Below are 15,771 nucleotides of genomic sequence, written 5' to 3' on the forward strand. Positions count from 1 at the left end.
AGCCCATTATCGTCTTTTTCGTAATGATGCTACTTCATCCTCTAATTGGCGAATTCGTTTCTGGAAGTTCATTGTAATTGGTAAATAAGCGATTACAATAATAATGATTGTGACAACATCAATCATGCACGTTCCTCCTTATCCTATTCCATTCGATTTACAGTAATATTATCATTTCCAATGATAAAAGTCTGTTTGATACTTGTTCTAGCTACATTGAATTATATTGATTCTAACCTAAAAATGCCCTGAAAGTTAGCTGCCGCATACTAACCTTCAGGGTTATAGATTTTAATAAAGATATTTTTCACTGTTTTCCACCGATTAACTGACTGTAAGTCTCCCACGTCATGAGTTTTTGTTGATAGCAAGAATGGTAAGTGGGGGGAGCAACAGCCAGTAAAGGCCTGATTGGTTCAACTAACAATCAGTGGAGGAAGGGCAAAAACCTCCACCGATTGAGGTTTCACTTTATTTACGATTGGGATGTTTCGGCAGCATTACTTGAAAACTTGTTCCTTCATCAACATCACTTTCAACACGAATATTGCCACCATGAACTTCGACAATATGCTTCACAATAGCAAGACCTAATCCGGTACCTCCTGTATTTCTACTTCTCGCTTTGTCAACCCGATAAAAACGTTCGAAGATTCTTGGTAAATCTTCTTCTGCAATACCAATTCCAGTGTCCTTTACCTCAAAAGAGATGTGTTCTTGATTGGAGAACACACGCAAACGAACAGTTCCTTTCTCAGGTGTATAACTAATCGCATTAACGAGTAAATTTTTTAGCACTTGTTTCATCTTTTCCCGATCGGTATACCAGCTAATATTCTCCTCTACTTCACAGATAAAATTAATCTGTTTATGATCTGCAAGATGTTGGATGACAGGCACAATAGAATCCAGAAGCTCCGAAAGCTTTAATTGCTCGACATTTAAATGGTAGTCTGCATGCTCCAGCTTGGATAAGGTTAATAAATCATCAATTAAAACCCGTAAATGCTTACTTTCCGTGTATATGATTTCTAAAAAGCGTCGTTTAGTTTCTTCATCAGTATCGTCCTCTAACAAGGTTTCGGCAAAGCCCATAATAGAAGTAACAGGTGTTTTTAACTCATGAGACACATTAGCAACAAAGTCCTTTCGCATCAGCTCTAACCGTTTATATTCGGTAATATCATAAAATACGAGCACTGCTCCCTTTAATATATTTTTTTCATTAAAAACAGGTGCACCAACAATTTCAAAATGACGTTGATCACCAGCAGTTTGCAGTGTAAAATGATCCTTCATATTTTTTTCGTATAGAAATATTCGCTGTACAGTTTCATGAATGGCACTCGTTTCCATGACTTCATAATATAAATAGCCCACATAATCATTCATCGTATCGCCAAATAACTGCGTGAACTTTCGATTGACAAGATGGATATACCCTTTCTCATCGATTAAAGCAAGACCGCTATCGATATTATTAATGACTGTCAATAATTGTTTTGCTTTTACCTCTTCCTGGATAGAAAATTCACTCAGGCTTCTTGCCAGCATATTTATTTTGTTCCCAAGATCTGTGATACTTCCTTGCGCTGGATGATGGACACGCGCACGGTAATTACCTTTTACCAGTTCATCCACCGTGTGAACAGATTTTTGGATTGGATGTATATAATGATGATATACATGAGACATGACAAGAATTAATATAATAAATTCAATACATTGTAATGCAATTAAAAAGATGTAGTTCTCTGTTAATAAACCATGAATAATTCCTGTCCCACCAACAAGTAGTAAAATAATCAAGGTATAGGATGAAAGTGGTTTTGAAAATAATGGCTTCATAATGATTTAGGCTCCCCAAGCTTATAACCTAAGCCTCGTATCGTTTTAATATATTGCGGGCGTCTTGAATCATTCTCAATCTTCTCACGTAAATGGCTAATATGAACATCTACTATTCGAGAATCTCCTACAAAATCATAATTCCATACTGCAAGCAAAAGCTGGTCTCTGGAAAGCACTTTTTCTTTATGGCGTGCCAAATACATGAGTAATTCAAATTCTTTTCTCGTAAAGCTTAGTTCTTCTCCATTTAACTTTGCTTCATATTTTTCCGGATAAATGTATAATTCACCTATTTTCAAAACAGATTCCGTCGTTTCTTTTACCAGATTTACCCTTCTTAGAATAGCCTTCACACGTGCAAGGACCTCTTTAGGGCTAAATGGCTTGGTTAAATAATCATCTGCACCTATTTCCAAGCCGGCTATCTTATCTACCATATCATCCTTCGCTGTCAAAATGATAATTGGAGTATGTACATTACTCTCCCGCAAATAATGACATACCTCCATGCCATCCATTTCAGGTAACATTAAATCGAGTAAAATTAAATCATATTCCTGTTCGAGTGTCTTTTGAACAGCCTCCTTGCCATCATAAGCAGCATCCGTTTGAAAACCTGCCTTTTCTAAATTATAGGTCAATAGCGTTACAATCGATGCTTCATCATCTACAACAAGTATCTTCTGTCCCATTTCATACCCTCTATTCCTATTCCGTATTTGTCTTCTAATCTTATAGTACAATGAACAGTTTATGAAAGAAATAAAAATAGCTGATTGTAAAATTAATTTTACATTCAGCTATTTTTATAGAAGGTATCAAGTTTTAAAAGAAATTTTCAAGTGAACTAGCTGTTAATGATTTTGGTTCATAAGGTGGTGACACATATAGTTTACCACTTATCACTTCATCCCCATCCAGATCATAGCCAATTACTGACATGGCTGCACGATGATTCTCCATATCAATTGCTATCACTTCAATCGTATAATTAATTTCCGACTCATGCTTTACAGGTTTTGGAAAATCCATCTCATGTTTTACAATGTGACTTCCAGGCCCAGGCAAATGCATGGATACAATAGATGATACCATACCAAATAACATGACAGAAGGAACGATTGGAGATGCATAAGGTGTTTGCGAAGCATAGTCATGTTGTATGTATAAAGGATTTGCATCATTCGTTAAACCCAAATAGAGTAATAAATCTTTATCTTCAATCCGATAGCTGCCCGTGTAGGAATCCCCTATTTTCAGGTCCTCCATTTTCTTTCCCAATTTTCTTCTTTTACCGATCATTGGAATAGACCCCCTCATTCATACTGTAAGCGCTACCATTATAACATATATTTTTAATTACGTTTATATGGAACGCGATAATCCATTCCAAGAATGAGGTGAATAAAATAAAAAACTCCCCCATGTAACATACCATGAGGGAGTTTCATCCTTTATCGCAGTGTTTTCAGTACCTTTTTCACAGAATCTGCGGATTGATTCAACGCAGCTTGTTCTTCTGAGGTCAAATCAAGCTCGATGACTTTTTCAATTCCATTCCCACCCAATATAGTGGGGACCCCGAGATAAATATCAGAATAGCCATATTCGCCTTCTAGATATGCAATCGATGGAAATATACGTCGTTGATCTTTCAAAATCGCCTCGGCCATGATAGTTAAGGAAGCTGCTGGTGCATAATACGCACTTCCATTACCAAGTAGATTGACGATTTCGCCGCCACCTTTCCTTGTTCTTTCCACAATTGCGGCTAAGCGTTCCTTGGTAATTAGCTTTTCCAATGGAATACAACCAGCATAAGTGTAACGAATAAGTGGAACCATATCATCGCCATGACCACCAAGTACAAACCCGGAAATATCCTTTACAGATATATTCAATTCCTCAGCAACAAATGTACGAAAACGTGCTGTATCCAGCACACCCGATTGTCCAATAACACGTTCTTTGGGAAAGCCTGTTTCTTTAAAAACTGTGTATGTCATTGCATCAACGGGATTCGTTAAAACAATAATAAAGCAATCAGGAGAATACGTTACGATTTCTTTAGCGACAGATTTCATAATTTTTGCATTGGTATTTACTAGATCATCACGACTCATACCCGGTTTACGGGCTATACCAGCAGTGATAATAACAATGTCAGAACCCGATGTATCCAAATAACTTGACGTACCTGTAATCCGTGCATCAAATCCTTGAACAGGGCTTGCCTCCAGCATATCCAGCGCTTTTCCTTTTGTTGGACTTTCCATATCAGGAATATCAACGAGAACGACGTCACCTAGCTCTTTTTGAGCAAGCATTAGTGCAGTCGTTGCACCTGTAAATCCAGAGCCAATTACAGAAATCTTATTACGCTTTATTCGCACCGAACCATCCCCTTCACCTTTTTAAATTATCCCATATTCTTGATTAATTCATCAGCAAAAGCAGAGCATTTTACTTCAGTTGCACCGTCCATGAGACGAGCAAAATCATACGTTACAACCTTCGAAGCAATTGTCTTATCCATTGCTTTAGTAATCAAGTCTCCTGCTTCTCTCCATCCCAAGTGCTCTAACATAAGCACGCCTGAAAGAATTACAGATGATGGGTTTACTTTATCTAAACCAGCATATTTTGGAGCAGTACCGTGTGTAGCTTCAAAGATAGCGTGACCAGTATCATAATTGATATTCGCTCCTGGGGCAATACCAATTCCACCAACCTGTGCAGCAAGTGCATCTGAGATATAATCACCATTTAGGTTCATTGTAGCAACAACATCAAATTCTTTTGGACGAGTCAAAATTTGTTGTAAGAAAATATCAGCAATAGCATCTTTCACAATAATCTTTCCAGCTGCTTCTGCCTCATCCTGGGCTTTGTTTGCAGCATCTTTACCATCTTTTTCTACGATGCGATCGTATTCTGCCCATGTAAATACTTTATCTCCAAATTCTTCTTCAGCTACTTCATAGCCCCACTTCTTAAATGCACCTTCTGTAAACTTCATAATATTACCTTTGTGAACCAAAGTTACATTACGACGCCCTTCTGTTAATGCATACTCGATAGCAGAACGAACCAAGCGCTTTGTACCTTCTTCAGAAACTGGTTTAATACCTATACCAGAGGTTTCCGGGAAACGAATGTTCTTAACATTCATGTCATTTTTCAAGAAATCAATAACCTTTTTAACATCGTCTGTACCTTTTTCCCATTCGATTCCAGCATAAATATCTTCTGTATTTTCACGGAAAATAACCATGTCAACATCTTCAGGTCGTTTCACTGGAGATGGCACACCATCAAAGTAGCGTACTGGACGTAAGCAAGTAAATAAATCAAGCTCTTGGCGTAATGCTACGTTTAATGAACGGAATCCTCCGCCAATTGGAGTTGTTAATGGACCTTTAATTGCAATTTTGTATTCGTCAATTTGGTCTAATGTATCCTGTGGCAACCATTCACCTGTTTTATCAAATGCTTTTTGTCCTGCATATACTTCTTTCCATACAATTTTTTTCTCACCATTGTATGCTTTATCAACCGCTGCTTCAAGTACACGGCTGGCTGCAGCCCAGATGTCCGGGCCAGTTCCGTCCCCTTCAATAAATGGAATAATTGGATTGTTGGAAACATTTAATTTCCCTTGATTTACTGTGATTTTTTCCCCTTGTGTCATTGTACATCCTCCTAAAAATTTTCAAGTCCTATTTTAACACACCTCATGGTGAAGTTAATAAAAATCTAGAAATCTTAATCATTATGAAGCTGTCAAGTACATTCATGCTGTAGAATAGCCGGACTGCTCCGGCTATCGTTGTTTACTATAGAATATCATGAATTATTTACGGTTTTCGATAGCAACATATTCCTGTGTATCTGGTCCTGTATATTCTGCACGTGGGCGAATCAGACGATTATTAGCATATTGCTCCAAAATATGTGCAATCCAACCTGAGATTCGGCTCACTGCAAAAATAGGTGTAAACAAATCTCCATCAATACCTAATGAATGATAGACAGATGCAGAATAAAAATCAACATTCGCTGGCAGACCTTTTTCCGCTTTAATGTAATCTTCAATTTTAACAGACATGTTGTACCATTTCTCTTCGCCTTTTAGCTTCGTCAGTTCATTGGACATTTTCTTTAGATGCTTTGCACGTGGATCACCACTGCGATATACACGATGTCCCATTCCCATAATTTTTTCTTTATTCTCTAGTGCTTTTTTAATATAAGGAATGGCATTTTCTTCTTCGCCGATTTCTTCAAGCATTGCCATCACACGTTCATTGGCACCACCATGTAACGGTCCCTTTAAAGCACCAATTGCAGCAACTACGCCAGAGTACATATCAGATAATGTTGCCACACATACACGTGCAGTAAACGTAGATGCATTTAATTCATGATCTGCATGTAGTACCAATGCTTTATTAATTGCTTCCACTTCAATTGGTTCTGCTTCTTTTCCATTCATCATATAAAGGAAATTTTCTGCAAATCCAAGGTCTTTTTTGGGTTGAACTGGGTCTTTCCCTTGACGAATTCTAGAAAATGCTGCGACGATTGTAGAAATTTTTGCCTGCAGTCGAATTGCTTTACGCTTATTTACTGCTTCATCCTCTACTACGTCTGCCTCCTCATCATATAAACCGAGAAGGGATACAGCCGTTCTTAACGCAGCCATTGGATGTACTTTTTTCAGATCATAAGAACGAAGATGATCGAAAACTGCCTCAGGTACTTCCATATTTTCTGCTAGATCTTGCTTTAACTGTGTTAATTCAGAAGCTGTTGGAAGCTTTTGATTCCATAATAGATAAATCACTTCCTCAAAGCTTGAGTTCTCTGCTAAATCATCAATTTTGTATCCAACATATGTTAGCTGATCATCGATAATCGAACTAATTGACGATTGAGTTGCTATAACCCCTTCGAGACCTTTTGTTGCTGTCATAACAAACCCTCTCCTTTTTCTACTATGTATTCTACATTACATATAATATTAAATTGTTATAAGATTCCGTAAATATACTCGAAATCAAATAACGCGTTCATCCCCATGAACAATTATAGAGTAAATTACCCGCAATGTGAATTGAAAGCGTTCAAAATACGATAAAAATTTCACGAAATCGTCATTTTCATGCTGATTTTTTTCTCTCGGTTCATTTCTTTTACAGATTCCCATTTACATGCATTTATTTATTTCCTCCTCATTGTACATGTCTATTACGTCTTTTGTATTCATATCATGTATAAAGGCATATATGGATAAACCATAATTGGAGTTGGGAAGATGTACAAGTTGTATTTCATACGAATTGGTAGAGGACTTACCGTTTTCAGCTTACTCATCATTTGCGGATGGATCGTTTGGATCCTATTGCCTTATATCTATCCATTTATAATCGCTGGTATGCTAGCCATGGTAATGCAGCCGGCTGTAACCTATTTGGAAAAGACAGTGAAGTTGCCTCGCGTGATTGCAACGTTCACCATATTATTATTCGTATTTGTGTTAATGGCTGGGATTTTATTCATTGTAATGAAGGAAATAATTGACGGGTCACTCTATATGGCAGAGCACTTACCATTATATTACCAGATTCTCATGAGCCATATTGAACAATTTATTCAAATACATTTCTTGCCCATATATGAAAAGCTCTCATCCATCTTTCGGGGCCTCCAGCCTACACAACAGGAGTTATTGCAGGAACAAATTGAAAGACTCATTCAAACACTCGTAACTGTTGGTTCTCAACTGCTTAAGCAGACATTCGCCAATATTCCGGCTTTCCTTTCACTTATTCCTGTTTCTTTCACTGTTGGTATATTTATGTTACTTGCTACCTTCCTTATGGTGCTGGATTGGGACAGGCTACACCAGCAGATTGCAGCTTTCACGCCAAAATCGCTGAAAATATACAGCCAACAGATCACGTATCATTTTAAAAAAGCATTATATGGCTATATAAGGGCGCAGTTGATTTTAATTTGCATCACGGCTCTTATTATTTATGTTGGATTACAGCTTATTGGGATAAAACATGCATTAACCATTACAATGATAACGGCTATCGCCGAGTTATTGCCGCTTGTCGGAACAGGACTTATTTTTATTCCGTGGATTATCGTATTATTTATTACCGGTAGTTATGCACTCACGATCAAATTGTCCATTTTATATACCATTATCATTATCATACGACAAATTCTAGAGCCAAAACTCGTAGCCAGCCATATTGGTATTCACCCACTAGTTGCTCTCGCTGTTTTATTCATTGGCATTCAATTGTGGGGGATAGCCGGTGTGATTGCAGCACCATTTTTACTCATTATCATTCAGGTTATACGCGCTGCCGGTATAATAAAATTAATACGAAGGATCATTATTGGAAACACATAATCCAGAAGCTACCACCGTCGATAGTAGAATCCACCTCTGTTTTCTGCCATTCTTTTAAGAAACCGCAGCATATATCGATGAATCGGCATTCGAGTAAAAGGTATAATGAGTAGCAAGCCCAGCGTGTCCGTGAAAAAACCAGGCGAAAATAGTAAAACGCCTCCAACAAATATGCATATACCATCTACAATTTCATAGGTTGGTACCTGTCCCATATTAATTTGCTGTTGTGCACGTCTCCATGTTTCTATGCCTTGTGACCTTGCTAGTGCCACACCTGCGAATCCGGTAAGGAATATTAGCACAACTACCCATAATGGTCCTATCATCCCACCAATCCATATAAACAATCCGATTTCTATTGCTGGTATAAGCAAAAATGCCAATAATAACCAACGCATCATCCAAACAACACCTTTCCACGTTGTATAACAAAAGGAAGGGAGGCCCCTTCCTTTATCTGTGTTTTATGGTCGTCCTTTAAAGAACACTTGCATGTCCTTGATAAATATCACCTTTTGAACCATCAATTGTGATTTCCAAACCATTTGTTATTTTTTCGAATGCTTCTTCTACACCCACAATTACTGGGATGCCAAGACTTAATCCCACTACTGCTGCATGTGATGTTAATCCACCTTCAACCGTAATCAGACCGCTAGCTTTTTCAATTGCTGGCATCATTTCTCTATCCGTACCATAAGTTACGATAATATCATCTTGTTTTACTTTTTCTAATGCTTCTTTTGCATCTTTAACAACTACCGCTTTTCCGTATGCACTTTTTCTGCCGATCCCTTGTCCTTTGGCAATAACATCACCGATAATATGAACCTTCAATAGATTTGTAGTACCGCTCTCACCAACAGGCACGCCGGCTGTAATGATCACCTTACTGCCTCGCTTGAATAGGTTTGTGCTTAGACCGCGGTCAATTGCTATATCCAGCATTTCATCCGTTGAATGAGCTTTTGAACCATTTACTGCATGCACCCCCCAAACAAGTGACAACTGCCGCTTGACCTTGTCAGAAAATGTTACTGCGATAATTGGAGCTTGTGGTCGGTACTTGGAAATCATTCTCGCTGTATGCCCACTTTCTGTTGGGGTAATAATCGCGCTAACAGAAAGATTTCTAGCCGTGTGTGTGACAGATTGACTAATAGCATCTGTAATAGACATATCAATCGATTTTGATTGTTTTCTTAGAATTTGATTGTGATCGAGTCCTGTTTCTGTTTTAATTGCGATATTACGCATCGTTTGTACAGATTCTACAGGATAGTTTCCAGCAGCGGTCTCACCGGATAACATGATGGCATCTGTGCCATCGAAAATGGCATTCGCAACGTCAGAAGCTTCTGCACGGGTTGGACGTGGGTTTCTTTGCATAGAGTCCAGCATCTGGGTTGCAGTAATAACCGGCTTTCCAGCTATATTACATTTACGGATTAATTCTTTTTGAACGAGAGGTACATCCTCTGCAGGGATTTCTACCCCTAAGTCACCTCTTGCTACCATAATCCCTTCGCTCACTTCTAGAATACTATCGATATTATCGACACCTTCTTGGTTCTCAATCTTTGGAATGATTTGAATATGGGAAGCATCATGCTTTTCCAATAACTCTTTAATTTCCAGTACATCGGATGGACGGCGTACAAAGGAGGCTGCGATAAAATCAACATCATTCTCAACACCAAAAATGATATCATTTGCATCTTTTTCAGTAATTCCCGGCAAATTAACTTTCACATAAGGAACATTCACTCCTTTATTATCTTTAATTTGACCAGAATTCAATGCCTTCGTTTTTATTTCCATATTTTCCAAATTAATTTCCGTCACTTCAAGTTCAATTAAACCATCGTCCAGCAGAATCTTTGAGCCTATATGCACATCATGAATAAGCCCATCATATGTAATGGAAAATTGTTCTGCTGTTCCTTCTACATCCTTCATTAAAATTGTAACTTCATTACCTTGAATAATTTCTGCTTGTCCATCTATAAATTTCTTCGTACGAATTTCAGGTCCTTTGGTATCCAAAAGAATCGCTACTGTTTTCCCTGTATTTTCACAAGCCTGTCTAATATTTTTAATTCGGTTGCCATGTTCCTCATAATCGCCATGTGAAAAGTTCAAGCGAGCAACATTCATACCGGATTGGATGAGTTTTTCTAATGTTTCAATCGACTCGGATGCTGGACCAATTGTACATACAATTTTGGTTTTTCTCATGCCTTACTCCTCCTAAATTTTGTCACAGATTGGGTACTGCAGTAGGAGCCAAGATCATTTGAACTCCTGTGCAGCAATAATTATATCGATAATTCCTTGGAAAGGCTGTACATATCCAAATTTGTTTTATGCTTACTTGAAAAAACGGTTTCCAAAGAATGATCAACTAATTCATTACGCTCCAAACCAACCATTCTCCCTGCCTTACCAGCCAAAAGCATGTCTACTGCTTTTGCTCCAAGTCTGCTCGCAAGTACACGATCAGATGCAGTAGGCGGTCCACCACGTTGGATATGACCAAGTACAGTTACCCTCGTTTCCAAATTTGTAGCTTCTTTAATTCTTTTACCAAATTCAATACCGCTGCCAACGCCTTCTGCAAGAATGATAATACTGTGCTTCTTGCCTCTTTCTTGACCGCGTCGTAATCGAACAACTACATCCTCTAAATCATCCTGTTCTTCAGGAATTAAAATACTTTCTGCACCACCGGCTAAACCTGACCATAATGCAAGATCCCCTGCATCACGTCCCATGACTTCAATCACATAAGTTCTTTCATGTGACGTTGCTGTGTCACGAATTTTGTCAATGGCCTCAATAATCGTATTCAATGCTGTATCAAAACCAATGGTAAAGTCTGTTCCTGCAATATCATTATCAATAGTTGCTGGTACACCTATGCATGGGAAACCTTTTCTTGTCAGCATTTGGGCACCGCGGAAGCTACCGTCGCCACCAATTACGATTAATCCTTCAATTCCGAATTTGTTTAATTGGTCTATACCTTTTTGTTGTCCTTCATCTGTTTTAAATTCTTCACACCGTGCAGAGAAAAGCTTTGTTCCTCCACGTTGAATAATATCACCAACAGATCCTATTTCTAATTTTTCAATACTGCCATCAATTAAACCCTGGTAGCCATTCTTAATCCCATACACTTCCAGGTTATGATAAATACATTTCCTCGTTACAGCGCGGATGGCAGCATTCATTCCCGGTGCATCGCCACCACTAGTTAGTACACCAACTCTTTTCATTATTATCACCTCGAGAACTCATTTTTAATTTTTAATAGCGATAAGTGATTCCATTTTTGAGGGTAAATCTTATGATAAATTAAATGATAATATTGCTATCTATTCAAAGATAATCCCATTGCGTTAAAATATCAATTAATATCACCATATACAGGTGGATTGTTAAAAAATACACACAAATGGAAAAGGCCGACTAATGTCAGCCTTTAACCCCGACTAAAGGTTAGTATGTACTAAGTTCCTTATAGTCACCTATTTGCTTATATTTATGCCAACGTTGCTCTAGCAAATCTTCAGCGGAAAGTGCCTTTAAATCTTGAAGGGATGCCTGAATGACCTTATCCATGCTGGCAGCCTGCTGTTTCACATCACGATGAGCCCCACCAAGAGGCTCCGGAATGATCTTCTCAACAACGCCTAGCTCTTGTAAATCATAGGCTGTAATTTTCATTGTTTCAGCAGCTTGCTTCGCTAAACCACTATCCTTCCAAAGCAATGCCGCCGCTCCCTCAGGGGAAATAACCGAGTAAGTAGAGTTCTCCAACATATGAATATGGTCACCGACACCAAGTGCAAGTGCACCGCCGCTACCACCTTCACCAATAACAATACATATAATCGGTACGGTAAGTCCGGCCATTTCCATTAAATTATGGGCAATGGCCTCACTCTGTCCTCGTTCTTCGGCCGCTTTTCCAGGATAGGCGCCTTTTGTATCGATAAAACATATAATAGGGCGATTAAATTTCTCCGCTTGTTTCATATGTCTCAATGCCTTCCGATACCCTTCCGGATGCGGCATTCCAAAGTTACGACGAATGTTTTCCTTTGTATCTTTACCACGTTGATGGCCAATAACTGTAATTGGTTCATCGTGATAAAATGCAATTCCAGATACGATTGCTTCATCATCACCAAAAAAACGATCCCCATGGAATTCAATGAAATCGGTAAAAATCAAATGAATGTAATCTAATGTTGTTGGTCGTTCTTGATGTCTGGCCATTTGTACACGTTCCCACGGTTTCAAATTACCATAAATATCATTCTCTAAAGTTGCCAATCGCTTTTCCAGCGTCGTAATTTCTTCCGTTAGATCAATTTCACTATTTTTGGTGAACTCCTTTAGTTCAGCAATCTTTTCCTTTAAGTTAACGATTGGTTTTTCGAACTCTAGTACTTGCTTCATTTTGCCGGAGCTCCCTTCTCATGCATTTTAAGCAGTGTGCTAAGCAGTTGCTTCATATCATGCCTGTGCACAACTTGGTCTAACTGACCATGCTTAAATAAAAATTCAGCAGTTTGAAAGTCTTTTGGAAGCTTTTCGCGAATGGTTTGCTCAATAATTCTGCGCCCTGCAAAACCAATTAAGGCACCAGGTTCAGCGAAGTTATAGTCACCAATCGATGCGAAGCTAGCTGAAACACCGCCAGTGGTTGGATGGGTCATAACTGAGATCATCAATCCACCCGCAGTAGAAAAACGTTTAATCGCAACAGACGTTTTTGTCATTTGCATTAAACTGAGTACTCCTTCTTGCATTCTGGCCCCACCAGAAGCAGTGAAGATTATAAAAGGAATTGATTCAGCTTTAGCATTTTCTACCGCACGGGCGATTTTTTCACCTATTACAGATCCCATGCTGCCCATTCTAAAACCGGAATCCATCACAGCGAATGCTGTAACATGTCCATCAATTTTCCCTTTTCCAGTTACTACCCCTTCATTTAAACCAGTTTTTTCACGATCTTTCTCCATCTTTTCTTCATAGCCGGGGAAGCCAAGCGGATTGCTTGTGATCAGCTGCTTATCCCATTCTTCAAAGGAATGATCATCAAATAAGCTACTAATTCGTTCCCATGCAGTAAGCGGATGATGAAAGCCACAATTTGGGCAAACATTCATATTTTTCATCATTTCTTTACGATAATAAATTTTATGACAGCTACTGCATTTTTTCATAAGCCCTTCCGGAATATCATTTTTTGATTTATCGTTTGGAAGTGCAGCATATTTTCTTTTCTTATTAAATAAATCTTTTAGTTGCAACGCTTATTCCCCCTTTGCTAAAACAAATACTTCTGGCTTGTCCTGTCATACAGACACAAGATACATCTCAAACCTTACTATAATCGATGGAATTTGCAAATGATGTCAACCTTTGTCGTCAATTACCATTTATTTTACCAAAAGTTTTTTGCTCTGCAAATAATGCTTCCAGTTCAAGTGGATTAGAATCCTTTAATATTACTAATAATTCCTTATAAAACTTCAAATCATAATGGTTGTTTTCCATCGTTTGTGAGAATTGTTCCATTAGATTCCACATCTTTAATAATAGCTTATTTTTTGTACGCACAAATAAAATATGAAAGAAATGGTATTGTAATTCTGGAGTAGACAGGCTCGAATCATCAACCAGTCTCTCCAACTCCATGCGTGTCAATTCATCTATTTTACCTTGAACCATTTTCGTAGCCTCTTTTTCAAGTAGTTGTTTCGTTTCACTTAAATCTTGTCGAACATCGTGATCGATTAAAATGAAAGATGACAGAAGCTCAACAGATTGATAAGGCTGATAGGTCTTTAAGAAAGTTCCTTCACCGGCGCGGGTTTCTATTAACCCAAGTAGTTCAAGCGCACGAAAAGCTTCCCGCACAGACGAACGACTTGTACACATTTGTTCTGCCATTTCCCGTTCGGAAGGCAGTCGATCCCCGGATTTCAATTGGTTCTTAGCAATTTGTTTTTGAATTTCTTCCAACACTTCCTGATATACTTTTTGACTTGGTTTAACAGACAACGTTGTATTCCCTCCTTTTTAATGCACAGCACATCATAAGAGAGATTTTTATACACTAGCAAATTTTCATCCAAAAGGATACCCGCTCCAATATGGCGGGTAAGATGAAACTTATGCTTTATTCGTAATTTGAGTTAGTCGCCGTGTTTTTTCCGCAATTTCATCAGGATCTACCTGTATTCTTGCAACACCTGAATCCATAGCTGCTTTCGCAACACTTGCCGCGACTGCAGGCGCTACTCTTGAATCAAATGGTGCTGGAATGACATAGTCATCATGCAATTCTTCTTCACCAATTAATCCAGCAATCGCTTTTGCCGCTGCAATTTTCATTTTCTCATTGATTCTTGTAGCTCGAACATCTAGTGCACCACGGAAGATACCAGGAAAAGCCAATACATTGTTCACCTGGTTAGGAAAATCAGATCTTCCCGTACCAATAACTCTTGCTCCAGCCTCTTTTGCATCATCCGGCATGACTTCAGGTTCCGGATTGGCCATCGCAAAAATAATAGGATCATCATTCATTTTTTGAATCATCTGCTGTGATAGTGCACCACCAACAGATACACCAATAAATACATCTGCACCCTCAAGCACTTCCTCCAAAGAACCTGCTTGATTAGAAAGATTTGTCAGTTTGGCAACTTGGTCTTTCACAGCATTCATACCAAAAGTTCTTCCTTCAAAAATTGCTCCACGAGAATCACACATGATGATATCCCTTACACCAAAACTATATAATAATCGAATAATAGCAATTCCAGCAGCCCCTGCGCCATTTGCCACTACTTTAATTTCCGAAAAAGACTTACCAACGAGCTTTAAAGCATTAATCAAACCAGCGACTGTTACAATAGCTGTTCCATGTTGGTCATCATGAAAGATTGGGATGTTCGTTTCCTTCTTCAATCTCTCCTCAATAATAAAACAGTTCGGAGCAGCAATATCCTCTAAATTGACTCCGCCAAAGGTTGGCTCTAACAGTTTTACCGTCTGTACAATTTCATCTATATTATTGGTTCCCAAACAAATTGGAAAGGAATCAACACCTGCAAAGGTTTTAAATAAGACAGATTTACCTTCCATTACCGGTAATGCAGCTTCAGGTCCAATGTTACCTAGTCCTAAAACCGCGGAACCGTCACTAATAACAGCAACCATATTTCCTTTCATGGTATAGTCGTAAACGGTTTCCACGCGATCATGAATCTCCTTACAGGGCTCAGCAACACCCGGTGAATAAGCAAGGCTTAGATCTTGTGCATTTTGAACAGGAACCTTAGACTGTATGGAAAGCTTTCCTTGATGTACTTTATGCATATGCAATGCTTCATCGCGTAAGTTTTTCAAATCTTCACTCCTCGTTATAGTAAAAGTCCGTCTAGAGTGGTCAGACCACTAAC

Annotated in this window: 14 protein-coding genes; 1 reads left to right on the forward strand and 13 read right to left on the reverse strand. The window is 38.5% G+C overall.

From position 1 onward, the window contains the following. Nucleotides 1–471 precede the first annotated feature (471 nt). The 6 genes from pnpS to citZ all read right to left on the reverse strand — a co-directional run bounded on the left by pnpS (nucleotide 472) and on the right by citZ (nucleotide 6,826). Nucleotides 472–1,848, reverse strand: coding sequence for a two-component system histidine kinase PnpS (pnpS, locus tag DX933_RS02110; RefSeq protein WP_123314829.1), 1,377 nt, complete (start codon nucleotides 1,846–1,848; stop codon nucleotides 472–474). Continuing rightward, nucleotides 1,845–2,543 (reverse strand): response regulator transcription factor, encoded by a 699-nt coding sequence (locus tag DX933_RS02115; protein WP_123314830.1) that lies wholly within the window; start codon nucleotides 2,541–2,543, stop codon nucleotides 1,845–1,847. Before DX933_RS02115 ends, pnpS begins: the two co-directional genes overlap by 4 nt. Nucleotides 2,544–2,676: 133 nt before the next feature. Further along, nucleotides 2,677–3,153 carry a MaoC/PaaZ C-terminal domain-containing protein gene (locus DX933_RS02120; protein WP_123314831.1) on the reverse strand — a complete coding sequence of 159 codons (477 nt, stop codon included), beginning with the start codon at nucleotides 3,151–3,153 and terminating at the stop codon, nucleotides 2,677–2,679. A gap of 152 nt (nucleotides 3,154–3,305) precedes the next feature. Next, nucleotides 3,306–4,244: a malate dehydrogenase gene (gene mdh / locus DX933_RS02125; RefSeq protein ID WP_123314832.1), complete on the reverse strand. Its 939-nt coding sequence runs from the start codon at nucleotides 4,242–4,244 to the stop codon at nucleotides 3,306–3,308. 26 nt (nucleotides 4,245–4,270) lie between these two features. Then, nucleotides 4,271–5,542 carry an NADP-dependent isocitrate dehydrogenase gene (gene icd, locus DX933_RS02130; RefSeq protein ID WP_123314833.1) on the reverse strand — a complete coding sequence of 424 codons (1,272 nt, stop codon included), beginning with the start codon at nucleotides 5,540–5,542 and terminating at the stop codon, nucleotides 4,271–4,273. Nucleotides 5,543–5,704: 162 nt separating this feature from the next. Further along, entirely contained in the window at nucleotides 5,705–6,826 is a 1,122-nt protein-coding gene (gene citZ, locus DX933_RS02135; protein ID WP_123314834.1) for a citrate synthase, read from the reverse strand. A 342-nt stretch (nucleotides 6,827–7,168) separates the two neighbouring features. Between citZ and ytvI the strand changes: the two genes are divergently transcribed. Further along, complete coding sequence (gene ytvI, locus DX933_RS02140) at nucleotides 7,169–8,281, forward strand: sporulation integral membrane protein YtvI (protein WP_123314835.1); 1,113 nt, start codon at nucleotides 7,169–7,171, stop codon at nucleotides 8,279–8,281. An 8-nt stretch (nucleotides 8,282–8,289) separates the two neighbouring features. Here the strand turns inward: ytvI and DX933_RS02145 are convergent, their stop codons facing one another. The 7 genes from DX933_RS02145 to DX933_RS02175 all read right to left on the reverse strand — a co-directional run bounded on the left by DX933_RS02145 (nucleotide 8,290) and on the right by DX933_RS02175 (nucleotide 15,718). Beyond that, a complete protein-coding gene (locus DX933_RS02145) occupies nucleotides 8,290–8,685 on the reverse strand; it encodes an FxsA family protein (RefSeq protein ID WP_317843066.1) in 396 nt (131 codons plus the stop codon). A 76-nt stretch (nucleotides 8,686–8,761) separates the two neighbouring features. After that, a complete protein-coding gene (pyk, locus tag DX933_RS02150) occupies nucleotides 8,762–10,522 on the reverse strand; it encodes a pyruvate kinase (RefSeq protein WP_123314836.1) in 1,761 nt (586 codons plus the stop codon). A gap of 80 nt (nucleotides 10,523–10,602) precedes the next feature. Continuing rightward, a complete protein-coding gene (gene pfkA / locus DX933_RS02155) occupies nucleotides 10,603–11,562 on the reverse strand; it encodes a 6-phosphofructokinase (protein WP_123314837.1) in 960 nt (319 codons plus the stop codon). A 223-nt stretch (nucleotides 11,563–11,785) separates the two neighbouring features. Then, the gene (accA, locus tag DX933_RS02160) at nucleotides 11,786–12,751 is read right to left on the reverse strand and encodes an acetyl-CoA carboxylase carboxyl transferase subunit alpha (protein ID WP_123314838.1); all 966 of its coding nucleotides are present in this window, start codon (nucleotides 12,749–12,751) and stop codon (nucleotides 11,786–11,788) included. Continuing rightward, complete coding sequence (gene accD / locus DX933_RS02165) at nucleotides 12,748–13,611, reverse strand: acetyl-CoA carboxylase, carboxyltransferase subunit beta (protein ID WP_123314839.1); 864 nt, start codon at nucleotides 13,609–13,611, stop codon at nucleotides 12,748–12,750. The genes accA and accD overlap by 4 nt, the downstream gene beginning before the upstream one ends. A gap of 118 nt (nucleotides 13,612–13,729) precedes the next feature. Beyond that, nucleotides 13,730–14,365 carry a FadR/GntR family transcriptional regulator gene (locus tag DX933_RS02170; protein ID WP_123314840.1) on the reverse strand — a complete coding sequence of 212 codons (636 nt, stop codon included), beginning with the start codon at nucleotides 14,363–14,365 and terminating at the stop codon, nucleotides 13,730–13,732. Nucleotides 14,366–14,476: 111 nt separating this feature from the next. Then, a complete protein-coding gene (locus DX933_RS02175; RefSeq protein WP_317843067.1) occupies nucleotides 14,477–15,718 on the reverse strand; it encodes an NAD(P)-dependent malic enzyme in 1,242 nt (413 codons plus the stop codon). Nucleotides 15,719–15,771 lie beyond the last annotated feature (53 nt).

Origin of the sequence: Ornithinibacillus gellani (assembly GCF_003730295.1) — a bacterium.
Classification (GTDB): Bacteria; Bacillota; Bacilli; order Bacillales; family Amphibacillaceae; genus Ornithinibacillus_A; species Ornithinibacillus_A gellani.

Excerpts from the sequence above, each read along its gene's own strand:
- pyk (WP_123314836.1), bottom strand. The coding sequence starts at position 10,522 with ATGAGAAAAACCAAAATTGTATGTACAATTGGTCCAGCATCCGAGTCG.
- DX933_RS02120 (WP_123314831.1), bottom strand. The coding sequence starts at position 3,153 with ATGATCGGTAAAAGAAGAAAATTGGGAAAGAAAATGGAGGACCTGAAA.
- DX933_RS02115 (WP_123314830.1), bottom strand. The coding sequence starts at position 2,543 with ATGGGACAGAAGATACTTGTTGTAGATGATGAAGCATCGATTGTAACG.
- DX933_RS02145 (WP_317843066.1), bottom strand. The coding sequence starts at position 8,685 with ATGATGCGTTGGTTATTATTGGCATTTTTGCTTATACCAGCAATAGAA.
- icd (WP_123314833.1), bottom strand. The coding sequence starts at position 5,542 with ATGACACAAGGGGAAAAAATCACAGTAAATCAAGGGAAATTAAATGTT.
- pfkA (WP_123314837.1), bottom strand. The coding sequence starts at position 11,562 with ATGAAAAGAGTTGGTGTACTAACTAGTGGTGGCGATGCACCGGGAATG.
- pnpS (WP_123314829.1), bottom strand. The coding sequence starts at position 1,848 with ATGAAGCCATTATTTTCAAAACCACTTTCATCCTATACCTTGATTATT.
- citZ (WP_123314834.1), bottom strand. The coding sequence starts at position 6,826 with ATGACAGCAACAAAAGGTCTCGAAGGGGTTATAGCAACTCAATCGTCA.
- ytvI (WP_123314835.1), top strand. The coding sequence starts at position 7,169 with ATGTACAAGTTGTATTTCATACGAATTGGTAGAGGACTTACCGTTTTC.
- accA (WP_123314838.1), bottom strand. The coding sequence starts at position 12,751 with ATGAAGCAAGTACTAGAGTTCGAAAAACCAATCGTTAACTTAAAGGAA.